This window comes from Pseudomonas sp. UBA1879 (assembly GCF_002338065.1).
In the GTDB taxonomy this organism is placed as follows: domain Bacteria; phylum Pseudomonadota; class Gammaproteobacteria; order Pseudomonadales; family Pseudomonadaceae; genus Aquipseudomonas.
Genome location: NZ_DDHJ01000014.1, coordinates 148622 through 173429, shown reverse-complemented (window position 1 = coordinate 173429; position 24808 = coordinate 148622). Strand labels below are relative to the sequence as shown.

Sequence of the window (24808 nt, the reverse complement as noted above, 5' to 3'; positions counted from 1 at the left end):
CGTCATTCCGGACCCATGGTTTGGAATCGGCAAACTCGTTTAGCTGTGCGGCTTGCAGGTCATGTAGTATAACTACAAAAAAGCTACACCCCGACCCATCCTCCTATTGAGTCTTGTCCTTTGAATCTGTTGCAGCACATCGCCCAGTCTCGCCATCTCTTGCGTAAGTCAGAGCTCAAGGTAGCCGACCATGTGCTGCTTGATCCTGCGGCGGTCATGCACAGTTCCATGGCCGACCTGGCCCACAGCGTGGGCATCAGTGAGCCGACCATCGTGCGTTTCTGCCGGGCGATCGGCTGCACCGGTTTTCAGGATCTCAAACTCAAGCTCGCACAGAGCCTCGCGGCCGGTGCCAGTTTTGGGCAATTCGCGATTCATGAGGACGACTCGGTTGCGGACTACAGCCTGAAAATCTTCGACACCACGCTGCATACGCTGATGGAGGTGCGCGAGAAGCTCGACCCTCACGCGTTGCAGGCGGCGGTGACGGTGATGGCAGCGGCCCATCGCGTCGAGTTCTACGGGTTTGGCGCGTCAGGAGCGGTCGCGGCTGACGCTCAACACAAATTCTTCCGACTGCTACTGACCGCGGCGTCCTACTCGGACCCGCACATGCAAGCCATGTCAGCGGTGACCCTCAAGCCTACAGACGTCGCGGTATGCATCTCACAGTCTGGCCGGTCGAAAGATCTGTTGATCACCGCCAATCTCGTACGCGAAAGCGGCGCGAATCTCATTACGTTGTGTCCCAGCCAGACGCCATTGGCTGAGCTTTCGACCGTTAACCTCGCGATCGACGTGCACGAAGACACCGAAATCTACACGCCGCTGACCTCGCGCATTGCGCATCTGGTCGTGATCGACGTTTTGGCCATGGGCGTTGCCATGGCCCGTGGTCCAAGCCTGGTCAATCACCTGAAGAGCGTGAAGCGCAGCTTGCGCAGCCTGCGTCTGTCACCGAAGTCGATCAAATCCTCGGAAGATTGAGGCGCGAAACCCCAGACAGATGCAAGATCTGCCTGGGGCCTGAGACCGGTGGCTGACTCAGACCGCGGTGTCGATCTGGGTGATATGAGCCACGATTTTTTTGTCGTGGATGATGTAGATCCACGGGGTGTTCTGATAGCCAGGCAGCGTCAGCGAAACCGTTTTGTCGGTCAGTGCAGTCAGGCCGATGCCTTTTTCTTCCAGCACCAGGTCCAGATTCAGCGCGTTGGATCGGTCCTGGCGGCGCGAAACTTTCAGGGATGCCTCGACAGCGCTGTTTGCAACGGTCACGTCGCCGGAGACAACCAGAGTAGGGCCCTCGGTCGAAGGCATCTGGTTCTTGTGGGCTTTCCAGTTCTTGCTGTTGATCAGGTTCATTGTGTAACTCCATCCAGATAGTGATTTGCGTCCTGCGCTTTCAGTATCTTCAGGGTTTCACCTGCGAACGATATAGATATGTATATCGTCCCCTCACAGCTGTTACCAGGTATTGCCAGATCCTTCATCAAGATGTCATTCACCCGCCACCTGATCGTCACGCCCGACGGCCACTCTGTACTCCCGCACACGCAATGGGAGACAGGATATGCCTCGGCACTACGATGACTCGCAGCAGCAAAGCACCAGCGCCAAAACCCGCCGTCAGCAGGAAGACCAGCGTCGCATGGCGTTTCGACGTGCGATTGAAACGCGATGCGAAGACCGCCGCCTGAGCCTTGAATACGACGATTACCTGGAAGCCGGCGCATCGTTCTGGCAGAGCGCTAGCGCGTCGGAAGGTGCCCGTCAAAGCGTGCGACCAGCGCGCTGATCTGCGCGCGCTCGGTGCGAATGAACGCCAGGAAAGCATGGGCCACTGGGGACAGACGTTTCTCCCGAGCTTGTACGACGCACCAGCTTCGGTACAGTGGCAACTCGACCACTGGCAGCTCCTTGAGCGTGCCGGTGGCCAACTCCAGACTCAGCGCATGCCTTGTCAGCAGCGCTACCCCCAGGCCTGCCACGACGCACTCGCGCTGAGCCTCCGCTGACGACACCTCAAGCGAATGTTCGAAGTGAATGCGCTTCTCTTTGAAATACTCTTCGCATGCCTTGCGCGTGCCCGACCCCTGCTCGCGCACCACCAGCGTGTAGGCTTCCAGATCTTTCAGCGTCAGATCTGGCCGTTGCGAAAGCGAATGGTCCGGTCGCGCCACCGCCACGATGGGGTTGTTAAGGAAGGGTAGAAACTCCAGCCCCATGTCTTGCGGGACCATCGACATCACCACCAGATCATCGCGGTTGTCGGAGAGGCGTCTAATCACCTGCGCTCGATTAACCACTGTGAGGTTGAGCATGACTTCGGGGTATTGGCGCTTGAACGCTGCGAACAGGTGAGGAACGAAGTATTTCGCGCTGGATTCGATGGCCAGTTTCAGCTGGCCCTGAAGTGAGCCCTGCATGTCTGACAGTTGCATGTCGAGGTTCTCAAGGCGCCCGAAGATGTCGCGACTGGCTATTTGAAGCGCCTCGGCGGCTTCGGTCAGGTAGAGCTTCTTGCCCACGTACTCGAACAGCGGCTGGCCGATCAGCTCTTCGAGCTGGCGGATCTGCAAGCTGACGGCGGGTTGCGTGAGAGACATTTCTTCGGCCGCGCGGCTGTAGGACCGAAGATCACAGACCTCGTTGAAGATGCGCAGTTGACGCAATGTCATACGCATCAAGGACTTACGCATCGTTGAACCCCATTGCCCATGGCTGAATGCCTAACTATAAGGTTTTACTTATGTTTAACCCAATTTTTACTCATTTTTGTTAATTGCTGATTCGGCATAGGGTGAGCCATCGCTGCGACGCAACATGCTGTAACGCACTGTCGCCGCGCATGACCGGGTTTTCGGTCCGTCTGCTCATCGGTCGAGGAAATGCCAGTGATAACAAAAATCCTGATCGCCAACCGTGGAGAAATTGCTGTCCGAATCGTGCGCGCCTGCGCCGAGATGGGCATCCGCTCCGTGGCGATCTATTCCGACGCGGACCGCCATGCGCTCCATGTGAAGCGTGCGGATGAGGCCTATGGCATTGGTGCCGAGCCGCTGGAGGGTTACCTGAACCCGCGCAAGCTCGTGAACCTGGCCGTGGAGACCGGTTGTGATGCGTTGCACCCTGGTTATGGCTTTCTCTCGGAAAACGCCGAACTGGCGGAAATCTGCTCCGAACGGGGGATCAAATTCATTGGTCCGTCCGCCGAAGTGATCCGCCGTATGGGCGACAAGACCGAAGCTCGCCGCAGCATGATCAAGGCCGGCGTACCCGTCACGCCGGGCACTGAAGGTAATGTCGCCGACATCGCCGAAGCGCTGACCGAAGGCGACCGCATCGGTTACCCGGTGATGCTCAAGGCCACGTCCGGCGGCGGCGGGCGGGGCATTCGTCGCTGCAACAGCCGTGAAGAACTGGAGCAGGCATTCCCTCGGGTGATTTCCGAAGCGACCAAGGCGTTTGGGAAGGCCGAAGTCTTTCTCGAAAAGTGCATCGTCAATCCGAAGCACATTGAGGCGCAGATCCTGGGTGACAGCTTTGGCAATGTCGTGCATCTGTTCGAACGCGACTGCTCGATCCAGCGTCGCAACCAGAAGCTCATCGAAATTGCCCCGAGCCCTCAATTGACCCCCGAACAGCGTGCCTACATCGGCGACCTGTCGGTGCGTGCGGCCAAGGCCGTGGGCTACGAGAACGCTGGCACCGTGGAGTTTTTGCTCGCCGAAGGCGAGGTGTACTTCATGGAAATGAACACACGGGTGCAGGTGGAACACACCATCACCGAGGAAATCACCGGCATCGACATCGTGCGCGAGCAGATTCGCATCGCGTCCGGCCTGCCGCTCTCGGTGAAGCAGGAAGACATCATCCACCGGGGCTTCGCGTTGCAGTTCCGCATCAACGCCGAAGACCCGAAAAACAACTTTCTCCCAAGCTTCGGCAAGATCACCCGGTACTACGCCCCAGGCGGACCGGGGGTGCGGACCGATACGGCGATCTATACCGGCTACACCATTCCCCCGTTCTACGACTCGATGTGTCTGAAGCTGATCGTCTGGGCGCTGACTTGGGAAGAGGCGATGGACCGCGGTCTGCGCGCGCTGGACGACATGCGTTTGCAAGGCGTGAAGACCACTGCCGCGTATTACCAGGAAATCCTGCGCAACCCGGAATTCCGTAGTGGGCAGTTCAACACCAGCTTCGTCGAAAGCCACCCTGAACTGACCAATTACTCGATCAAGCGCAAACCCGAAGAGTTGGCCCTGGCCATCGCCGCCGCCATCGCCGCCCACGCAGGCATCTGAATGCAGCTGCAAGCTGTGAGCGGCAAGCTGCAAGTAGAAGCAGATCGGCTTTTTCTTGCGGCTTGTAGCTCGAAGCTCGCAGCTATGAGGAGATCTAAATGACCAAGAAAATATTCGTCACCGATACCATCCTGCGTGACGCCCACCAGTCGCTGCTGGCGACCCGCATGCGCACCGAAGACATGCTGCCGATCTGCGAGAAGCTCGACAAAGTCGGCTATTGGTCGCTGGAAGTCTGGGGCGGCGCGACGTTCGACGCTTGCGTGCGCTTTCTGAAGGAAGACCCGTGGGAGCGCCTGCGCCAACTGCGCGCCGCGTTGCCCAATACCCGCCTGCAAATGCTGTTGCGCGGCCAGAACCTGCTGGGCTATCGCCATTACAGCGACGATGTGGTCAAGGCGTTCGTCGCCAAGGCCGCGGTCAATGGCATCGACGTGTTCCGCATCTTCGATGCCATGAACGATGTGCGTAACTTGCGTGTGGCCATTGAAGCGGTGAAGGCGGCTGGCAAACACGCCCAAGGCACGATTGCATACACCACCAGCCCGGTGCACACCATCGATGCGTTCGTGGCTCAAGCCAAACAGATGGAAGCCATGGGTTGCGACTCGGTGGCGATCAAGGACATGGCTGGCCTGCTGACCCCGTTCGCGACCGGCGAGCTGGTCAAGGCGCTGAAAGCCGAGCAGTCGCTGCCCGTGTTCATCCACTCCCATGACACGGCAGGTCTGGCCGCGATGTGCCAATTGAAGGCCGTTGAAAACGGCGTCGATCACATCGACACCGCAATCTCCAGCTTTGCGTGGGGCACCAGTCACCCCGGGACCGAGTCGATGGTCGCTGCGCTCAAAGGCAGCGAATTCGACACCGGTCTGGACCTGGAACTGCTGCAGGAAATCGGCCTGTATTTCTATGCCGTGCGTAAGAAATATCACCAGTTCGAGAGCGAATTCACCTCGGTCGATACCCGCGTTCAGGTCAACCAGGTGCCGGGCGGCATGATTTCCAACCTCGCCAACCAGCTCAAGGAGCAGGGCGCGCTGAACCGCATGGCCGAGGTGCTGGCCGAAATTCCTCGCGTACGAAAGGACCTGGGTTATCCGCCGCTGGTCACGCCGACTTCGCAAATTGTCGGCACGCAGGCGTTTTTCAATGTGCTGGCGGGCGAGCGCTACAAGACCATCACCAACGAAGTGAAGCTGTACCTCACCGGGGGCTACGGCAAGGCGCCGGGTCAGGTCGATGAGAAGCTGCGTCGTCAGGCAATCGGTAATGAAGAGCTGATCGACGTGCGTCCGGCAGACTTGTTGAAGCCGGAAATGACCAAGCTGCGCGGCGAGATTGGTGCGTTGGCCAAATCCGAAGAGGACGTGCTCACTTACGCCATGTTTCCGGACATTGGTCGCAAGTTTTTGGAAGAACGCGCTGCGGGCACCCTGGCGCCCGAGCCGCTGCTGCCGATTCCCGAACCTGGCGCTGTGGCGCGGGCGGGCGGTGAAGGGGTGCCAACCGAGTTTGTCATCGATGTTCACGGCGAAAGCTACCGCGTCGACATTACGGGTGTGGGCGTCAAGGCCGAGGGCAAGCGTCACTTCTACCTGTCTATCGACGGGATGCCGGAAGAGGTCGTGTTCGAGCCGCTTAACGAGTTCGTCGGCGGAGGCATCGGCAAGCGCGCTCAAGCCAGCAAACCGGGCCATGTCAGCACCACCATGCCGGGCAACATCGTCGATGTGCTGGTCAAGGAAGGCGACACGGTCAAGGCCGGGCAAGCCGTGCTCATCACCGAAGCGATGAAAATGGAAACCGAAGTTCAGGCCGCGGTGGCAGGCAAAGTTGTGTCGATCCATGTGGCCAAAGGCGATCGCGTGAATCCGGGTGAGATTCTGGTCGAGATCGAATGATCGTGATTTATCACATCTGAAACAGCCTGACGCGCACAGACGCGGCAGGCTGGACGATTACCTCTGGGGGAGCTCTCGTGGCTCCTCTTTTTTTTGTCGCGAATTCCGGCAAGCAATACCTCAAGTCATCGGATTAATTGTGGGCGTCGGCTCGCTGGCGAAAGCCGTGTGCCTGTGACGAATCAGGTGACTGACACACCGCTTTCGCCAGCAAGCCGGCTCCCACAGGTACGCGAACTCGATTGTGCGCTGGTCCAGGCCTTGAAGATGGCCGCGTGCAGCAGCAACGGATGAACAGCTATCGCTCGATCATCGCGAGTTTGCCGGATGGCAGTTACTGAGTCCTACTCCCACGCTGAACATGGTAGGAGCCGGCTTGCTGGCGAATACGCAAGGTCTGACACATCTATCGCGACTGACACGCCGCTTTCGCCAGCAAGCCGGCTCCCACAGGTACGCGAACCCGATCGTGCGCTGCTCCAGGCCTTGAAGATGGCCGCGTGCCGCAGCAATGGATGAACGGCTATCGCTCGATCATTGCGAGTTTGCCGGATGGCAGTTACCGAGTCCTACTCCCACGCTGAACATGGTGGGAGCCGGCTTGCTGGCGAATACGTAAGGTCTGACACATCTATCGCGACTGACACGCCGCTTTCGCCAGCAAGCCGGCTCCCACAGGCACGCGAACTCGATCGTGCGCTGGTCCAGGCCTTGAAGATGGCCGCGTGCAGCAGCAAGGGATGAACAGCTATCGCTCGATCATCGCGAGTTTGCCGGATGACAGTTACCGAGTCCTACTCCCACGCTGAACATGGTGGGAGCCGGCTTGCTGGCGAACGCGCAAGGTCTGACACATCTATCGCGACTGACACGCCGCTTTCGCCAGCAAGCCGGCTCCTACATGTACAACGTCGGTCGCAGATTTATGACTTATGCATGCCCTTTGTGGGAGCCGACTTGGTGCGGGCCGCAGTCGGACGAATGCGATCTGCCAGCCAACATAGAATCTCTCACAGGTTTGTGTTCTCCCGTTGGATTGGAGACTTGCCCGTTCCAGCGACACAGCTATTCAGGCTGAACGCAAAGCCGCCAACGTCTTGATCTGCTCACCATCCTTGAAGTTATCCACAGCCAGCCAGGCGATAAATGCTTTTTCCAGCTCGGGCCATTCGCTGTCGAGGATCGAGAACCAAGCCGTGTTGCGGTTCTTCCCTTTGACGATCATGTGCTGCCGAAACGTGCCTTCGAAGCTGAAGCCGAACCGTTCGGCTGCGCGTTTGGAGCGGGCGTTGTCGCCATTGCACTTCCACTCCAGGCGACGGTTGCCCAGGGCGAACGATTCTTTGGCCAGCAGGTAGACCGCCTCGGTGCTCTTAGGGGTGCGCTGCATCGACGCGCCGAAGGTCACGTGGCCGATTTCGATACGGCCTGCGCTGGGTACGATCGACATCAGGCTGAGAAAGCCGTCGATGGCGCCGGTTTGCTGGTCGATCACGGTGTAGAACCACGGGTCGGTCGAATCTTGCAGCGCGGCGAGATAATCGTTGAACGCTGCACGTTCGGTGAACGGGCCAACGGCCAGGTAATCCCAGAGTTTCGGATCGGCGCCTGGGCCTTGCAGCGCGGTCCACAAACCGTCTGCGTGACGCGTGGCGTCGAGTTTTTCAAGGCGGATAAAACGGCCTTGCAAGGTGCGCGTGTCGGGGAGTTTGGCCGGTTGCCAGTGTTCAAGGTTCGACATGTTCAGAATTCCAGGCTCAGAGCGGTTTGCGGAATTGAATGAAGCCGGGGCGTTCGGCGATGCGTTCGTACAGCTGAATCGCGGTCGCGTTGGTCTCGTGGGTCAGCCAGTGAACCTTGTCGGCGCCGTCCTTCTTGGCGGTCGCGTAGACGTACTCGATCAGCTTGCGCCCGACGCCGGTGCCACGTTGATCTGGCGTAACCAGCAAGTCTTGCAGGTAACACGACCAGTTGATGCTCCAGTTGGAGCGATGGTAGATGAAATGCACCATGCCCACCGCTTTGCCGTCGTGCCAGGCGAGGGCGGCATGGGTCGGTTCGTTGTCATCCAGAAAGCGTTTCCAAGTGCTTTCGGTAACGGCGTCCGGCAATTCGGCCTTGTAGAAGGTCAGATAAGCCTTCCACAGCGGCAGCCAGGCAGCGTGGTCGTCGGCGGTGACACGACGAATCTCAATGTCAGACACGGTTTACTCCTTGGCTCATCAAACGAGCGATTTTCTGATCGGTTGGATCGTCGCTGGCCGCCAGGCCTTTGCTGACCCCTGCAATGTCTTCGGCACTGCGGTTTTGATTGAGCTTGCGCTTGCCTTCCAGTCGCTCGATGGGGATGGCAAAGCCAACGATGGCGTTGAGCATCTTCTCGACGTAATCAGCGGGGGCGTCGCTCACCGCCCAAGGTTCGGCGCGAGTGGCTTCGTGCTTGTCAGTCAAGTCGCTAACGAGCTGCAACAGACGGGCAGGGTCAGTAAACACTTCGGCTTGACCGTAGGCATGCACGGCGAGGTAATTCCAGGTCGGCACGACTTTCCCGTGTTCGGCTTTGGCGGCATAGAAAGACGGGCTGATGTAGGCGTCCAGACCTTGAAAAATGACCAGCGCCTCGCCGGATGCCAACGCCTTCCACTGCGGGTTGGCTTTCGCCAAGTGGCCGAACAGCGTGCCATGGGGCCCTCGGTTCGGGTCGAGCAGCAACGGTACATGGCTCGCTTGCAGACCCGATTCATCGACGCTGATCAGGGTCGCCAAGCGTGCTCCTTCGATCTGCCGATGCAGGCTGACGAGGTCTTCATCGTTGAAATAGCGGGGTGTGTACATGAGATTTTCCTTGGCGATTGGCTTCATCCTAGGCAGCCTATTGGTTCGTTGTAAGAACCATTAATGGCCAATTTCGTAGAACCAATCATGCCAATTACGCCATCGCTGACTTTTGATTTCGCCGGGATCGAGTTAGATCGCAAACAGGGCCTGAGTCGGCAGCTCTATCAGACGTTGCGCCAACGGATTCTCGACGGGCGCCTGAGCAGCGGCACGCGTTTGCCTTCAAGTCGTGACTTGGCAATGGCGCTGACCATCTCCCGAAACAGCGTGATGCGCGCCTACGATCAGCTCTACGCCGAGGGCTTTACCGAAGGACGGATGGGTGACGGCACTTATGTCGCTCAATTGCCTGAAAAGTCGAGACCTGCCAACAAAGTATCCACAAAGATGTCCACAGGGTTATCACCAGGCTTACCCACAGCCTTATCCACAACTCCTGCAAATGAGGCTGGTGATTTATCCAGTAAAGTTATCCACAGTTCATCGATGGCGCGTCTGGAACAGCATCATTTAAAGCCTCATCTAAAGGGTTTGCCGAGGGCCTTTCGGGTTGGCATTCCGGCGTTCGATCTGTTCCCTTTTGAAGTATGGGGCAAGCTGCACGCGGCTTTCTGGCGCAGGCCCGGCCTGCATCAGCTGGGTTATGGCGACCCTGCGGGAGAGTGGCGATTGCGTGAGCTCATTGCTGTGTATTTAAGAACATCTCGTGACTTGCACTGCGTCCCTGAACAAATTGTGATCACCAGTGGTGCGCAGCAGGCGATTACCCTTTGTGCACAGCTGCTGTTGGACGCTGGCGATGGCGTCGCGATTGAAAATCCTGGCTATCGCGCTGCTGGACATGCCTTCGCGGTGGCGGGTGCAACACTGCACGGCATGCCGGTGGACGGGGAGGGGATGCGCAGCCCGGAACACAAAGACAAGGGCTGCAAGTTGGCCTACGTGACGCCGTCTCATCAGTATCCACTCGGCGTGACCATGAGTCTCGGGCGTCGGCTGGAATTGCTGGCGTGGGCGGGGCGCACCCAGGGCTGGATCGTCGAGGACGATTACGACGGCGAATACCGATACAGCGGGGCGCCACTGGCCCCATTGGCCGCGCTGGACCGAAACGGCCGGGTGCTTTATGTCGGCACGTTCGGCAAGATCGCGTTCCCGGCGCTGCGTCTGGGATATCTGGTGCTGCCTCATCATTTGGTGAAAGCCTTCAGTCAACGGCGTGCGGTGGACATGCGCCACTCGGAGATTGGTACCCAAGCCGTGATGGCCGAGTTCATCGCAGCCGGGCATTTCCAACGGCACATCCGGCGCATGCGGCGAGCGGCGCTGAGTCGGCGGGATGCGCTGCTGGCGGGATGGCCCGAGGATGTCCGGGGATGCAGCCCGATGCCCAAGCCGGTGGCGGGGTTGCATGTGTCGGTGGCGGTGGACAGTCTTGAGCGAGAGAAGCATTTGATCGCCACCGCTGAAAGCGTAGGGGTGGAGCTGTCTCCGTTGAGCGATTTCTGGCTTCCTGATTCAGACACACCCGTGGACAATCGGGCAGGGTTGGTGCTGGGGTTCGCGGGGGTGCCTGAGGCGGATATCACGTCGGCGCTGGAGCGGTTGCGGGGAGTCTGGATCTGAAACGCAATCCTTTTTTGTAGGAGCGTGGCTTGTCCCGCGATCGGCTGCGAAGCAGTCGTGAAACCTTCAGGTATGACGGATACACCTCACTTGCTGAATGTGCTGCCGGTTCCCAGCAGATCGCGGGACAAGCCACGCGCCTACAGGTGTGCGCCGTGCCGACACCTGCGAGGTTATACTGGCGCCTATCGCATACATATTCTGAGACACATCAATGAGCCTTCCCCTTTCCGCAGCGCCTGAACGCAAGTTCGGTACGCCGCTGGTCGCTTTCATCCTGTTGGTGATCAGCGCTTTGTTTCTTCAGTCGGCTGTCGGCGGCAAGCAAGTCTTGCTGTTGATCGTCGGCGCGGCGTTGGGCCTGACGCTGTATCACGCGGCATTCGGCTTCACGTCCGCCTGGCGCGTGTTCATCAACGAGCGGCGGGGTGCAGGGTTGCGAGCGCAGATGGTCATGCTGGCGATTGCCGTGGTGCTGTTCTTCCCGGCATTGGGTGCTGGCACGTTGTTCGGCACGCCGGTGACCGGGCTGGTCGCGCCGGCGGGCATTTCCGTGGTGTTCGGTGCGTTCATCTTCGGTGTCGGCATGCAGATGGGCGGTGGCTGTGCGTCGGGCACGTTGTTCACGGTGGGCGGCGGCAACGCGCGAATGCTGGTAACGCTGCTGTTCTTCATCATCGGTTCGGTGGTCGCGACGCATCATGCCGACTGGTGGTTTTCGCTGCCGTCGTTCCCTGCGACGTCGATCGTCAAAACGTTCGGTGTGATGCCTGCCTTGATCATGAGCCTGGCACTGTTCGCGGTGATCGCGCTGGTCACGATCAAGCTGGAAAAGCGTCGTCATGGCGAACTCGAAGCCGCTGCGACGAGTGAACACGTGGGCCTGCGGCGCTTCCTGCGGGGGCCATGGCCTCTGGTGTGGGGTGCGATTACCTTGGCGCTGCTCAACTAGGCCACCCTAGCGTTGGCTGGTCGCCCGTGGGGCATCACGTCGGCATTTGCGTTATGGGGCGCAAAGGTCGCCAGCGAATTGGGCGTGGACGTGGGCAGTTGGGTGTTCTGGCAGATGCCCGCTAACGCCAAAGCGCTGGCCGCGCCGGTGTGGGAAGACATCACCACCGTCATGGACATAGGCATCATGCTGGGTGCGGCAGTGGCGGCTGGGCTTGCAGGACGTTTCTCGCCAAGCCTGAAGATTCCAACCCGTTCGCTGGTCGCTGCGGTGCTGGGCGGTTTGCTGTTGGGTTACGGCTCGCGTCTGGCGTACGGCTGCAACATCGGCGCCTACTTCAGCGGCATCGCCTCCGGAAGCGTGCACGGCTGGCTCTGGTTGATTGCAGCGTTTGCGGGCAATGCGGTGGGTGTGCGGATTCGGCCGTTCTTCTTTGAGGGCGAACGTCGTCCGGCGGTGTTGAGCGGGTGTTGAGCAAGGTGTGACGCGGGTTTGTGCAGGCGCGCGGCAAGTCCCGCGAAAGCACCGGGTTCACGAGCGGCCATAGTCGTCGTGAAACCGTGCGAACCGACTGCTTCGCAGCCGATCGCGGGACACGCCACACTCCTACACATCGACGCTTACTTACCGGCTTGCTCCTTCGCGACCTTGACGATGTTATCGACCGTAAATCCGAACTTCGCCTGCAGCTTGTCGATAGGCGCTGAAGCACCGAAGGTCTTCATCACGATCTTTTCGCCAGTCTGGCCAACGTAGCGGTCCCAGCCCACAGGCCCTGCCTGTTCCACTACCAACCGGCCTTTGACGTCTGGCGGCAGCACGCTGTCGCGGTAGGCCTTGTCCTGATCCTCGAACAACTCCCAGCTTGGCATCGACACCACGCGCGCCGCGATGCCTTCTGCCTTGAGCTTCTCGAACGCTTCGACCGTCATCCCCACTTCGCTGCCGGTGGCGATCAGAATCACATCGACGTTGCCTTCGACCGCATCCGCCAGCACATACGCGCCCCGCGCCAGACCTTCGGCACTGGCGTATTTCGCGCGGTCCAGCGTTGGCATCGGCTGACGTGACAACACGATGCAGCTTGGCCGATCGGTCTGCGCCAGCGCGATCTTCCAGGCTTCGCCGGTTTCATTGGCATCGCCGGGACGCAGCGTGATCAGGCCTGGGGTAGCGCGCAACTGGGTCAGATGTTCAATGGGTTGGTGAGTGGGGCCGTCTTCCCCGACCCCAATGGAGTCGTGGGTAAACACGAAAATCACCGGCAATTCCATGATCGACGCCAGACGAATCGGCGGTTTCATGTAGTCGCTGAACACCAGAAACGTTGAGGTGTAGGGACGGATGTACGACAACGCCAGGCCGTTGGCGATCGAGCCCATGGCGTGTTCACGAATCCCGAAATGCAGGTTGCGGCCGCCGTAGCTGCCAGCTTCAAAGCTGCCAGCACCCTCGAATGTGAGGTTGGTTTTGGTCGACGGCGACAGGTCCGCCGAGCCCCCGATCAGCCAAGGGATCTGCTGAGCAAAACCGTTGAGTACTTTGCCGCCTGCCGCACGGGTCGCCATGCCTTTGGCGTCGGCGTCGAAGCTGACGGCAGTGTTGCGCCAGCCTTCGGGCATCTCGCCCTGACGCATGCGTTGAAGCTCATCAAAGAGCGCAGGCTGTTCTTTCTCGAAGCGAGTGAAGGTTTCCTGCCAGGCGTCGTAGGCGGCGCCGTTGCGTTTCAGCAACGCGTCTCGCAGGTGATGGCGGGCGTCGTCCGGGACCAGAAAGCTGCTGTTTTCATCCCAGCCATAGGCCTTCTTGGTCAGCTTGATTTCGTCCTCGCCCAGCGGTTCACCGTGCGCTGCAGCGGTGTTGTGTTTGTTCGGCGAGCCGTAGCCGATCACGCTGTCAACCACGATCAGGGTCGGTGCGTCGTCGGTTTGTTGAAAAGTCTGAATGGCTTGGGCCAGCGCTGCCGCATCGTTGGCATCTTTCACGTGCAGGGTTTTCCAGCCGTAGCCTTCGAAACGTTTCAGCGGATCGTCGCTGTAGGCCAGTTCGGTGTGGCCTTCGATGCTGATGGTGTTGTTGTCGTAGATCCAGCACAGGTTCGACAGCTTCAAATGACCGGCCAGCGATGCGGCTTCTGCGGTCACGCCTTCCATCATGTCGCCATCACCGCACAGCACGTACACGTTGTAATCGAACAAGGTCGAGCCGGGCTTGTTGAAATGCTCGCCCAGCCAGCGGGAGCCCATCGCCATGCCCACGCTGTTCGCGCAACCCTGGCCCAGCGGCCCAGTCGTGGTTTCGACGCCAGTGGTCATCCGGTATTCCGGGTGGCCGGGGGTCTTCGAATCCATCTGACGGAACTGCTTGATGTCCTCCAGGCTGATCGCCGGATTGCCAGACGGCTTACCGTGTTCGTCGATCTCGACCACGCCTGCCAGGTGCAGCAGCGAATACAGCAGCATCGACGCATGGCCTACCGACAGCACGAAGCGGTCGCGGTTTGGCCAGTCAGGGTGTTCCGGGTGATAGCGCAGGAAGTCTTTCCACACCGTGTAGCCTACAGGGGCTAGCGCCATTGGCGTGCCGGGGTGGCCGGAGTTGGCTTTTTGCACGGCGTCCATGGACAAGGTGCGAATGGTGTTGATGGTTAGTTGGTCGCGGTCATTGTGGGGTGCAGGTCGTTCGGTGGAGGTGGCAGGCGCGCTCATTAATATTCTCCTCGTGACGAGTGGCTAAAGCTTCCAGATAGGTGTTGAGCCTGTCGAAGACGGGTTCGTTCCATGAATAATCTGTCACCTGACTGACCGCTGAAGGCGCGGACTTGGATCTTCCTTTCATGGCATTTGGTTACATTTCCATCGATCAATCGCCCGAACGATCTGTAACAGCGGTATTCGAACCCCTTTGGGACCTCAGCCTGTCGCGGGGTTCATGTGCTGCAAACGGGGGTGGCCATTGCAGGAAACGATCATCAAGAAATACCGCGCCATGATCAGGACGTTTACCTACATCGGTTGGTCGCTGTTCTGGCTGCTGATCTGGGACATCATCGTCACGGTCGACTTCATGCTGTACCTGGAACGCAAAATCACTTTGCCTTCAATGCCGCTGACACTGCTGGGCTCGGCATTGGTGGTGCTGACCAGCTTTCGCAACTCCAGCGCTTATAACCGTTGGTGGGAGGCGCGCACGTTATGGGGCGCATTGGTCAACAATTCCCGCAGCTTTGCGCGGCAGGTGCTGACACTGATTGACGACGAGAATGAGCTGAACCCGGTCAAGGCCGTACTGCTGCGTCGGCATGTGGCCTACGTCGAATGCCTGTCGGCACACCTCAAAGGCGAGCATTGTGGCGAAGACGTCACCGCGATGATCCCCCGCGAGGAATACGATCGCCGCACGCGCACCAACAATTTCCCCAACGACATCCTCAACGAGTCTGCCGCGATCATCGCAGGCGAGTACCAGGCGGGGCGCCTGGACAGCATTCGCCTGGCGCGGCTCGAATCGACGATGGTGGAAATCTCCAATTGCCAGGGCGGTATGGAGCGTATCGCCAACACCCCGTTGCCTTATCCCTATGTGACTTTCCCGCGATTGTTCATCACGTTGTTCTGCATCATCGTGCCGATCGGGCTCGTGGAAACCCTGGGCTGGTTCACCCCTCTCGCCTCAACGGTAGTGGGATTCATGCTTCTCGCCATCGAGCGCATCGGTACCGACCTGCAGAGCCCGTTCAAAGCGTCCGAGCACGAGATTCAAATGAAGGCGCTGTGCGCGAATATTTCAGGGAATCTGAATTCGATGCTACGCGATGCCACTGAGAAGCAGCGGTAGTTATTCAGTGGAATATGCAGGTGTCACCCAAACTGTGGGAGCCGGCTTGCTGGCGAAAGCGGTGGCTCAGCTGCCAAACAGGTAACTGATACGACGCATTCGCCAGCAAGCCGGCTCCCACAGGGATCGGCGGGGATTTTGAGCTATCAAGTGCCGGATTTGATCTTGGTCCACACTCGCGTCCGCGCGCGTTCGGCGTCGCGGGGCAGCGGGGTCAGGGTGTAAAGGGTTTTCATCGCTTCGGCGGTCGGGTACAGGTTCGGGTTGTTGCGGATCGCGGGATCGACTTTGTCAGTGGCGTCCTTGTTCGGGTTCGGATAACCCACGAAGTCGCTGATAGGCGCAATCACTGCAGGCTGTAGGAGGTAGTTGATGAAGGTGTGGGCACCTTCCACGTCCTTGGCGCCTTTCGGGATCGCCAGCATGTCGAACCAGATCGGTGCGCCTTCCTTCGGCAAGCGCATGTCCACGACCACGCCGTTCTTCGCTTCTTTAGCCCGGTTGGCGGCTTGCGAGAAGCTGCCCGAGTAGCCCACGGCCACGCAGATGTCGCCGTTAGCGATGTCCGCCATGTACTTAGAGGAATGGAAATAGGTGATGTACGGACGAATCTTCGTCAGCAAGGCTTCCGCCTTGTCGTAGTCCTTTGGATTTTTGCTGTTCGGATCCAGCCCCAAGTGTTGCAGGGCAAGAGGCAGAATTTCTGAAGGCGAATCGAGCAGCGTCACGCCACACTGCTTGAGTTTGCTGATGTTCTCTTCCTTGAAGATCAGATCCCAACTGTCCACCGGCGCGTTGTCCCCCAGCACGGCCTTGACCTTGTCCGGGTTGAAGCCGATCAGAATCGTGCCGTACATGTACGGCACGGCAAACCTGTTGCCCGGATCGTTGGCTTCCAACAGCTTCATCAAGCTCGGGTCGAGGTGCGAATAGTTAGGCAGCTTGTTTTTGTCCAAGGGCTGGAACACCCCGGCCTGAATCTGCTTGGCCAGAAACACGTTGGACGGCACCACCACGTCATAGCCGGAGTTGCCGGTCAGCAGCTTGGCTTCGAGGGCTTCGTTGGTGTCGAAGATGTCGTAGATCAACGGAACGTGGGTGTCTTTCTTGAAGTTCTCCAGGGTCTGCGGCGTGATGTAATCGAACCAGTTGTAAACGCGCAGGGTTTTCGGTTCGTCGGCGTGAGCCATGCCGCCGAGCATGGCGGCGCAGAGGGCGGGAGCGATCAAGCGCTTGAGTCTGTTCATCGTTGTCTCTCTTCTCATTCGGAGGGGTCAGACGCGTTCAAAACCTTCCAGCACGTTCACGGCGTTGATGCCGATTTCTTCGACGGCGTAGCCGCCTTCCATCACGAACAGCGTGGGTTTGCCCAGCCGCGCGATGCGTTCGCCCATGCGCAGGTAATCCGGGCTGTCGAGCTTGAATTGCGAGATCGGATCGTCCTTGAAGGTGTCCACGCCCAGCGACACCACGACGACGTCGGCGCCAAAGCGATCAATCTCGTTGCAGGCGTTCTCCAGTGCTGCGCCCCAAACGGCCCAATCGCTGCCCGCGGCCAATGGGTAGTTGAAGTTGAAGCCCTCTCCCGCGCCTTCGCCCAACTCGTCTTCGTAGCCGAGGAAGAACGGAAATTCGGCCTCCGGATGGCCGTGGATCGAGACGAACAGCACGTCGCTGCGTGCATAGAAAATCGACTGCGTGCCGTTGCCGTGGTGGTAATCGACGTCAAGGATCGCGACCTTTTTATGGCCTTGATCGATGAAAGCCTGCGCGGCGATGGCGGCGTTATTCAGGTAGCAATAACCGCCCATGAGGTCGCTTGCAGCGTGATGGCCCGGTGGCCGACACAACGCAAAGGCACTGCGTGCGCCTTTTTGAATCGCCGCTTGAGCGGTGAGGGCGACTTGGGCTGCGCTGTAAGCGGCTTGCCAAGTGCCAGCAGTAATCGGCGCACCGGCATCGAAGGTGTAATAGCCCAACTGACCATGCAGGCTGGCGGGGATGACCGATCTCAGTGTGCGGGCTGGCCAGGTGTAGGGCAGCAGGTCGCCCTCCGGGTGGGTGGCGGCCCAGCGGTCCCAGGCACCTTTGAAGAATTCAAGAAACGCTTCGGTGTGGACGCGCCTGATCGGCTCGAGGCCGAAATCCTGCGGACCTTCGACGGTGCCGATCTCACGATCCTTGACGCGTTGCAGCACATGGTCCGCTCGGGAGGGCATCTCGAAGCAGGGCATCAATTGCCCGTCGATCAACTCGCACCGGCCATGATGCAGATGATGATCCTCTGAATAGATCGTCAGCATTTTCCTGTTCTCCAGTGGGCTTCGGTGTCCGACATTCTTGAGGCGGACGACTTTTCGGAGAACGACGGAAACGGCCAAAAGGGGATGTATTCGGCCATTAGAACTGTCCGAAAATCGCCTCTTGGGAGGGCAGCATGTCCCATTTAGAGGCAGCGATCATCAATCGATTGGCCGGTGATATCCCCTTGTAGGAGTGAGCTTGCTCGCGATAGAGGTCGGTCCGACACCGCAGGGGGGACTGACCTACCGGTATCGTGAACAAGCTCACTCCCACAGTTGAGTCATTGTGTTCGGATCAGTGGTCAAACCCTGAATTGACTCGGCGCCACGCCACTCCAGCGAATAAAAGCGTGCCTGAAACTTGCCGTTTCGCTGAACCCTAATACCTCGGCGATGCGGTGGATCGGCACCTGATTTTCCTGCAGCAGCTGCTTGGCCCGCTCGAAGCGCAGCTCGTCCAGCAGCTGTTGATAGCTGCTGCCGGTGGCCTGCAAATGACGGCGCAACGTACGCTCTGAGCAGTTCATCTTCTGCGCCAGCAGCCGCAGGCTGGGGGATTGATCGAGTTGATCGGCGAGTAGATGACGGATGCGCTCAAGCCACGCCTGGCGCCCGGTGAACTCAACGTTTTGCCGACGACAACGCTCGCGCATGTCCCGATGAGTCACGGGGTCGGCAAGGCTCAGCGGCTGATCGAGCCAGCGCTTGTCAAAGGCGAACGCGTTGTCTTGTGCATCGAACTGCAGGTCGCAGGTAAAACTCTCGCAGTAACTCGATTGATAATCCGGTGCGCTGTGAGCGAATCGGGCCGCCAATAGGGGCAGCGGTTGGCCGAGCAGGTCATCGCAAATCACTTTGAGTGACGCCATGCACAGCTCAGCATTGAAAATCCGTAAGCCTTCGTCATCCCGGTAATCGCTGGCGCTGAACCAGATGCGCTCGCCGTCTTCGATCAATTGCAGCTCGAACAGCGTACCCAACAACGCCGGGTACTCCAGCGCCAGGCGCAAGGCGTCACCGAAAGTGGCACTGGTGAGCAGGGCGTAACCGAGAATCCCGTAAGACGACACATGCATGCGCCGCCCCAGCGGCAACCCGATCTCCCGCCGCAACGCCACCGCATTCGCACACACCTGCATTTCCTGAAACGTGGTGATCCGAATGTCCGCCCGACTCAAATCCGCTTCAGTGATCCCGCTCCCGGCCAGCAACGCCTCACTGCCCCACCCCTGGGCTGAAAACGTCTCCAGCACCAGCGAGACAGCGTTGAGGGTAGTGAGGTGCGAATGAAGCATGAGGGCATTCCGATTGTTTTTTGATCGGAAGAGGGGAGCAAGAGGTGTGCCGTCGTGGTGGATTCAGGCTGACCCTGAGATGGTGACAGGTCGAGCGCCTTCGCCAGCAAGCCGGCTCCCACAGCGTCTGCGCCCGCTTGGACATGCAGGTTAGGACACGGCCCTGTGGGAGCCGGCTTGCTGGCGAAGGCGTTTAAGGCATCACCATTGATAGTAAGCCGGGCATCGATGTGCGGTTTAAAGCAACTCCCCACACACATCGAGTTCCACCAAACGCCGCACTTCCTCCACAGGCAAATGGGCGCCCAGCAGGGCGTGAAGTTTGCCAATGGCGGCTTCGCGGGTCATGCCGCCGCCAGAGAGCACACCGACGCTGCGCAGGCGACTGCCGGCTTCGTAGACGTCCAGCTCGACACCGCCTTCGTGGCATTGGGTGATGGCGATCACGCAGATGCCCTGTTGATGGGCGCGTTGCAGGCTGTCGAGAAAGGCCGGGTTGTCGCTGGGGCCGGTGCCGCTGCCGAAGCATTCCAGGATCAGACCCTGGATGCCGCTGTCGATCAGGCCGTTCAGATGTGGCGCGCCGATGCCCGGGAACAGCGGCAGCACGGCAACGTTCGCCAGCTTCCTGGGCTGGTCGTAAGTCAGCGCTGTTGGCAAGGTGCCAGCGGTTTGCCCGCTGCGTGAGCGATTCAGAGCGGCAAAGGGGTTGCGTCCGAAGCTGCGAATCTTCGCGCAGCGGGTTGGTTGCATGAGTTCGCCGTGGAAGTACAGATGCACGCCACAAGACAGGCCTTTGCCCAACGCCTGCAAGGCGCCATTGACGTTTTCCCAGGCATCGCTGTCCGGGACGCCCGCTGGCAACATGGCGCCGGTGAACACAACCGGCGCACTCAGGCCCAGCAACTGAAAGCTCATGGCCGCCGCGCTGTAGGCCAGGGTGTCGGTGCCGTGCAGGATCAGCACGGCATCGCAGCCCTGAATCTCAACCGCCTCGACTACCGCTTCGCGCAGACGCTGCCAATAGGCGGGCGTCATGTTGGCGCTGTCGATCAGGGGAGACATTTCGCGAAACTGCCACTGCGGCACCACCAGCGCAGGCTGGCTCGCCAGTTGCTCGGCCATCCGCGCTTCGAAACCGGAAGCAGGTGCCAGGCCGTTTTCGCTGGCCTGCATGCCGATGGTGCCACCGGTGTACAGCACCATGATGTGGCTGGCCGGTGCGGCGTTGTCGCGATTCATGCGTGTCTCCCTGGACAGACTTTCAGAGGGTCAAGGTGTGTCAACGGCCGGTTTGTTCGCTGGCGTCGCAGGCTTTACAGCCGCGTGGCCATCAAACGGCTTCGGCCAGGCCTTCAGATCCAGATCCAGATCGGAGAACTGGCTGGAATCGAAGACCGGCGTTTTGATGCCAGCCTTACGCTGGGCATCGTAGTCGTTCAGGATACGCAAACCGATCTTGAACAGCATGGCCAGCGCAATCAGGTTGACGAAGGCCAACAGCGTCATGGTGATATCGGCAAATGCAAACACGGTGCCGAGGTCTTCCACGGCGCCCCACAGGATCAGCGCCAGCACCAGTGCGCGGTAGCCCATCAGCGCCTTGCGGCTCTCGCCAAGCAGATAACGCAGGCTGTTTTCGCCCAAGTAATAGTTGTAGAGGATCGAGGTGAAGACGAACAACGCCAGCGCCACGCTGATGAACAGCTTGCCCCAGTCGCCCACGACCGCCGCCAGCGAGTTTTGGGTCAAGGCGATGCCATCGCCTTCGAAGCCTGGGGTGTAGAAGCCGGAGAGCAGAATCAGCAAGGCGGTGCAGGTGCAGATGACGAAGGTGTCGAGGAACACGCTGAACGCCTGGACCACGCCTTGCGCCACGGGATGCTGAACCTCCGCAACGGCCGCGACGTTCGGTGCGCTGCCCAGACCCGCTTCGTTGGCGAACACGCCGCGTTTCACGCCCATGACGATCGCGCTGCCAATCAGGCCGCCGAAGACCTCGTCCAGGCCGAAGGCGCTTTTCACAATGGTCGCCAGCATGTGTGGCACATGTTCGAACTGCACGCCGATGACGTACAGGGTGACGGCGATGTAGATCAGGGTCTTGATCGGCACCAGCAGGTCAGCGACCGCCGCGATGCGTTTGATGCCGCCGATGAAGACCAAGCCCAACAGTACTGCCAGACCAATACCGGAATAGCCCGGCGACACACCAAAGGCGTCATTGAGCGAGTGGGTCACGGCGTGGGATTGCAGGCCGTTGAACGCGAAGCCGAAGGTCACCAGCAAAAGCACCGCCATGACCATGCCCAGCCAGCGTTTGCCCAGCCCGTGCTGAATATAGAAAGAAGGGCCTCCCCGGTATTGGCCTTCGGAGTCGCAGCGTTTGTAGAGCTGACCGAGGGAACATTCGAAGAAGCTGCTGGCCATGCCGACCAGGGCCGTCACCCACATCCAGAACACCGCGCCAGGACCACCGAGGGTCACAGCGATGCCGACGCCGGCGATATTACCGGCGCCCACGCGACCCGCGAGGCTGAGCATTAACGCCTGGAACGAACTCAGTTGCCCTGAGCCGCTGCGCAGGCTGTCACGAAATACTGCGAACATGTGAAAGAAGTGACGCATTTGGACGAAACGCGAGCGAATCGTGAAATATCCACCGAGCCCTACAATGAGCACGATCAGCAATTTTCCCGAAAGGAAGTCGTTGATGACTTCAAGCATTGATCTTTCCTCGCTTTTTAGAGGGGGCGCACTATACCGGTGCGCGTTATCGGAGTCTGTAAACCGTTTCTGCTTTTATGCTCGTTTCGTCGGTTTTCGGTTGTGTAAGAGCGCGCTTGCCCGCGGTCGCGTCGCGTCAGTCGATACATTGCAACATACAGATCGCGGTCGCGGGCAAGCGCGCTCCTACAGGGGCTGCGGCAAAACCGCGGGCAAAAAAAAGGGCCTGGAAGCGTCTACTTCGGGCCCTCAAAAGGGTGAGGGGTGTCTAGGCCCTCAGCCTGGTGATCGTGTTACAGATGAAGCAGGGGCTGCGCGATCAGGCCTTCAACGGCACCAGTCGCGGCGCGATCATGTTTTCAGGGCGCAGGATATCGGCGAGCATCACGTCGTCGAGCAAGCCTTCTTCGCGCACCTGTTCCAGCACGCCACGTCCCGTTTCCAGCGCAACGCGAGCGATACGGGTGGCGTTTTCGTAGCCGATGTACGGGTTAAGCGCCGTGACCAGACCGATCGAATGCTCGACCAGCTCGCGGCAACGCTGTTCGTTGGCGGTGATGCCGACGATGCAATGCTCACGCAGCATGTCCATGGCGCGTTGCAGCAGGCGAATCGAGTCGAAGATCTTGTAGGCGATCAGCGGCTCCATCACGTTCAGTTGCAGCTGACCGCCTTCGGCCGCGATGGTCAGGGCCAGGTCATTGCCCATGATTTCAAAAGCGCACATGTTCACGGCTTCCGGGATCACCGGATTGACCTTGCCCGGCATGATCGAGCTGCCAGGCTGACGCGCGGGCAGGTTGATTTCGTTGATGCCGGTACGTGGTCCACTGGACAGCAGGCGCAGGTCGTTGCAGATCTTCGACAGCTTGACGGCGGTGCGCTTGAGCATGCCGGAGAACAGCACGAAAGCGCCCATATCGGAGGTGGCTTCGATCAAGTCGGCTGCCGGAACCAGTGGCTGGCCGCTGATGATTGCCAGACGCTCGACCGCCAGATGCTGGTAGCCGGGGTCGGCGTTGATGCCGGTGCCAATGGCGGTGCCGCCGAGGTTCACTTCGGTCAGCAGTTCAGGCGCCAGGCTGCGCAGGCGGTTGAGGTCTTCGGTCAGCGTGGTGGCAAAGGCGCGAAACTCCTGACCGAGGGTCATCGGCACGGCATCCTGCAGTTGAGTGCGGCCCATTTTCAGCACGTGGCTGAATTCCTGACCCTTGGCGGCGAATGCCTGAATCAGGCTGTCGAGGCTGGCGAGCAGGGCGTCATGACCCAACAGCAGACCCAGGCGAATGGCCGTCGGGTAGGCGTCGTTGGTTGACTGCGCCATGTTCACATCATTGTTGGGGTGCAGGTGTTTGTAGTCGCCTTTGGCATGACCCATCGCTTCAAGGGCGATGTTGGCGATGACTTCGTTGGCGTTCATGTTGGTGGACGTACCGGCACCACCCTGGATCATGTCTACGACGAACTGCTCGTGGAAGTCGCCACGGATCAAACGGGCGCAGGCTTCGCTGATCGCTGCGTGCTTCTCGCCGCTCAAATGGCCCAGTTGATGATTCGCATCAGCCGCTGCCTGCTTGACCATGGCCAGACCGATCACCAGTTTCGGGTAATGCGAAAGGGGCACGCCGGAAAGGTGAAAGTTGTTCACCGCGCGCAGGGTCTGAATGCCGTAATACGCTTCAGCGGGTACTTCGAGAACGCCAAGCAGGTCTTTTTCGATGCGAAATGATGCAGCGGAGGACATGATAGAGAAAGTCTCAAGAAAGGCACGGACTAAGCCGGAACGCCCTTGATACTAGGCTTTCGGACGATTGCGAACCAATGCTGTTAAGCGCTAGCCTATGCACAAACGGCATAATGCGGGTGTGACGTTCGGATTGTGGTAGGCGTGTGAAGGGCGCATCTCATGCTGTAGGAGCGTGGCTTGTCCCGCGACCTGGTGCGCAGCACCAGTAAACCCTGAGAATGCGATTTGACAGGTCATTGTTGAGTCGCCTGATTTCGCTGCCGCTACGCGCCAGATCGCGGGGCGAGCCACGCTCCTACACTCGAAACCTCAACCTGGCGCTAATGGCGGAGAACACCATGAATCTCGAAAGCAAGTGGCTGGAAGACTTCAGCGCGCTGGCCGCCACCCGGAGTTTCTCCCAAGCTGCGGAACGTCGATTCGTCACCCAACCGGCGTTCAGTCGGCGAATTCGCAGCCTTGAAGCCGCACTGGGGCTGACGCTGGTCAATCGCTCGCGCACACCCGTCGAGCTGACGGCGGCGGGGCAGCTGTTTCTGGTGACGGCGCGCACTGTGGTCGATCAACTGGGCGAAGTGCTGCGGCATCTGCACCATCTGGAAAGCGGGCAGGGCGAGGTGATGCAGATCGCCGCCGCCCACTCGCTGGCCCTGAGCTTCTTCCCGCGCTGGATCGCCCAGTTGCGCAACGAGGGCTTGAACATCGCCACGCGGCTGGTAGCGACCAACGTCGGCGACGCCGTGCATGCCCTGCGCGAAGGGGGCTGCGATCTGATGCTCGCGTTCTACGATCCCGACGCGGCGTTGCAGATGGACGCTGAAATTTTTCCGTCCCTGCACTTGGGCGTGACGGAAATGCTGCCGGTTTGCTCGGCTGACGCTGAGGGCAAACCGCTGTTTGATCTGGAGGGCGAACACAGCGTGCCCCTGCTGGCTTACAGCGCGGGGGCGTTTCTCGGGCGTTCGGTGAATCTGCTGCTGCGCCAGCGCAACGTGCGCTTCACCACGGTTTATGAAACCGCGATGGCCGATAGCCTTAAAGGCATGGCGCTGCAAGGCTTGGGGATCGCGTGGGTGCCTCGTCTTTCCATCGCACCGGAACTGGAGCGCGGCGAACTGGTGATCTGCGGCGGCCCACAATGGCATGTACCGCTGGAGATTCGCCTCTACCGCTGCGCCCTGGTGCGCAAGGCCAACGTAAGGTTGTTGTGGCGCAAGCTGGAAACGGCCGCCGGGACGACCGATTCGAATCAGTGAGCCAGGCGGC

The 24808-nt window shown here is 59.7% G+C and carries 19 protein-coding genes and 2 pseudogenes; 9 read left to right on the top strand and 12 right to left on the bottom strand.

The genetic code is table 11. The features are described 5' to 3' along the window. The first annotated feature begins 120 nt into the window (after window positions 1–120). Window positions 121–987: a transcriptional regulator HexR gene (gene hexR / locus B3N48_RS14265; protein WP_166593990.1), complete on the top strand. Its 867-nt coding sequence runs from the start codon at window positions 121–123 to the stop codon at window positions 985–987. Between the two features lie 57 nt (window positions 988–1044). Here the strand turns inward: hexR and B3N48_RS14260 are convergent, their stop codons facing one another. Further along, the gene (locus B3N48_RS14260) at window positions 1045–1365 is read right to left on the bottom strand and encodes a hypothetical protein (protein WP_296184718.1); all 321 of its coding nucleotides are present in this window, start codon (window positions 1363–1365) and stop codon (window positions 1045–1047) included. A gap of 208 nt (window positions 1366–1573) precedes the next feature. Here B3N48_RS14260 and B3N48_RS14255 point away from each other — a divergent pair, with 208 nt between their 5' ends. After that, entirely contained in the window at window positions 1574–1798 is a 225-nt protein-coding gene (locus tag B3N48_RS14255; RefSeq protein ID WP_296184716.1) for a PA3496 family putative envelope integrity protein, read from the top strand. On the opposite strand, the gene B3N48_RS14250 is transcribed toward B3N48_RS14255, so the two are convergent. After that, complete coding sequence (locus tag B3N48_RS14250; protein ID WP_296184715.1) at window positions 1752–2702, bottom strand: LysR family transcriptional regulator; 951 nt, start codon at window positions 2700–2702, stop codon at window positions 1752–1754. The two genes, B3N48_RS14255 and B3N48_RS14250, sit on opposite strands and share 47 nt — an antisense overlap. Before the next feature lie 195 nt (window positions 2703–2897). Between B3N48_RS14250 and B3N48_RS14245 the strand changes: the two genes are divergently transcribed. From B3N48_RS14245 to B3N48_RS26920, 3 genes and pseudogenes are all read left to right on the top strand, one after another. Continuing rightward, complete coding sequence (locus B3N48_RS14245) at window positions 2898–4313, top strand: acetyl-CoA carboxylase biotin carboxylase subunit (RefSeq protein WP_296184714.1); 1416 nt, start codon at window positions 2898–2900, stop codon at window positions 4311–4313. A gap of 98 nt (window positions 4314–4411) precedes the next feature. Next, entirely contained in the window at window positions 4412–6217 is a 1806-nt protein-coding gene (gene oadA / locus B3N48_RS14240) for a sodium-extruding oxaloacetate decarboxylase subunit alpha (protein WP_296184712.1), read from the top strand. Window positions 6218–6448: 231 nt separating this feature from the next. After that, window positions 6449–6558: pseudogene (locus tag B3N48_RS26920) on the top strand (ribosome biogenesis GTPase RsgA); the annotation flags it as partial. A gap of 728 nt (window positions 6559–7286) precedes the next feature. On the opposite strand, the gene B3N48_RS14235 reads toward B3N48_RS26920, so the two are convergent. The 3 genes from B3N48_RS14235 to B3N48_RS14225 are packed head-to-tail and all read right to left on the bottom strand — an operon-like array spanning window position 7287 to window position 9052. Beyond that, window positions 7287–7958, bottom strand: a complete 672-nt coding sequence (locus B3N48_RS14235) for a GNAT family N-acetyltransferase (protein ID WP_296184711.1) — start codon at window positions 7956–7958, stop codon at window positions 7287–7289. A gap of 16 nt (window positions 7959–7974) precedes the next feature. Next, window positions 7975–8421, bottom strand: coding sequence for a GNAT family N-acetyltransferase (locus B3N48_RS14230; RefSeq protein WP_296184710.1), 447 nt, complete (start codon window positions 8419–8421; stop codon window positions 7975–7977). After that, window positions 8414–9052 (bottom strand): FMN-binding negative transcriptional regulator, encoded by a 639-nt coding sequence (locus B3N48_RS14225; protein ID WP_296184709.1) that lies wholly within the window; start codon window positions 9050–9052, stop codon window positions 8414–8416. Before B3N48_RS14225 ends, B3N48_RS14230 begins: the two co-directional genes overlap by 8 nt. A gap of 87 nt (window positions 9053–9139) precedes the next feature. Between B3N48_RS14225 and B3N48_RS14220 the strand changes: the two genes are divergently transcribed. Both B3N48_RS14220 and B3N48_RS14215 read left to right on the top strand, forming a co-directional pair. Further along, window positions 9140–10681 (top strand): PLP-dependent aminotransferase family protein, encoded by a 1542-nt coding sequence (locus B3N48_RS14220; RefSeq protein ID WP_296184708.1) that lies wholly within the window; start codon window positions 9140–9142, stop codon window positions 10679–10681. A 214-nt stretch (window positions 10682–10895) separates the two neighbouring features. Beyond that, a pseudogene (locus B3N48_RS14215) lies at window positions 10896–12107 on the top strand (YeeE/YedE family protein). 146 nt (window positions 12108–12253) lie between these two features. Here the strand turns inward: B3N48_RS14215 and tkt are convergent. Then, a complete protein-coding gene (gene tkt / locus B3N48_RS14210) occupies window positions 12254–14341 on the bottom strand; it encodes a transketolase (protein ID WP_296184707.1) in 2088 nt (695 codons plus the stop codon). 247 nt (window positions 14342–14588) lie between these two features. Here tkt and B3N48_RS14205 point away from each other — a divergent pair, with 247 nt between their 5' ends. After that, the gene (locus tag B3N48_RS14205) at window positions 14589–15470 is read left to right on the top strand and encodes a bestrophin family protein (RefSeq protein WP_296184705.1); all 882 of its coding nucleotides are present in this window, start codon (window positions 14589–14591) and stop codon (window positions 15468–15470) included. 146 nt (window positions 15471–15616) lie between these two features. Here B3N48_RS14205 and B3N48_RS14200 read toward each other — a convergent pair whose 3' ends face one another. From B3N48_RS14200 to B3N48_RS14175, 6 genes are all read right to left on the bottom strand, one after another. Next, window positions 15617–16717: a polyamine ABC transporter substrate-binding protein gene (locus tag B3N48_RS14200; protein WP_296184703.1), complete on the bottom strand. Its 1101-nt coding sequence runs from the start codon at window positions 16715–16717 to the stop codon at window positions 15617–15619. 27 nt (window positions 16718–16744) lie between these two features. Further along, window positions 16745–17773: a histone deacetylase family protein gene (locus B3N48_RS14195; protein WP_296184701.1), complete on the bottom strand. Its 1029-nt coding sequence runs from the start codon at window positions 17771–17773 to the stop codon at window positions 16745–16747. A gap of 302 nt (window positions 17774–18075) precedes the next feature. After that, window positions 18076–19068 (bottom strand): AraC family transcriptional regulator, encoded by a 993-nt coding sequence (locus B3N48_RS14190; RefSeq protein ID WP_296184700.1) that lies wholly within the window; start codon window positions 19066–19068, stop codon window positions 18076–18078. Window positions 19069–19305: 237 nt separating this feature from the next. Further along, window positions 19306–20310 (bottom strand): asparaginase, encoded by a 1005-nt coding sequence (locus tag B3N48_RS14185; protein ID WP_296184699.1) that lies wholly within the window; start codon window positions 20308–20310, stop codon window positions 19306–19308. 30 nt (window positions 20311–20340) lie between these two features. Beyond that, a complete protein-coding gene (locus tag B3N48_RS14180) occupies window positions 20341–21795 on the bottom strand; it encodes an alanine/glycine:cation symporter family protein (RefSeq protein WP_296184697.1) in 1455 nt (484 codons plus the stop codon). A gap of 319 nt (window positions 21796–22114) precedes the next feature. Beyond that, on the bottom strand, window positions 22115–23539 hold the full coding sequence (locus B3N48_RS14175) for an aspartate ammonia-lyase (protein WP_296184695.1): 1425 nt from the start codon (window positions 23537–23539) through the stop codon (window positions 22115–22117). Window positions 23540–23880: 341 nt separating this feature from the next. On the opposite strand from B3N48_RS14175, the gene B3N48_RS14170 reads away from it, so the two are divergent. Next, window positions 23881–24798, top strand: a complete 918-nt coding sequence (locus tag B3N48_RS14170; protein ID WP_296184692.1) for a LysR substrate-binding domain-containing protein — start codon at window positions 23881–23883, stop codon at window positions 24796–24798. The last annotated feature ends 10 nt before the right edge of the window (window positions 24799–24808 follow it).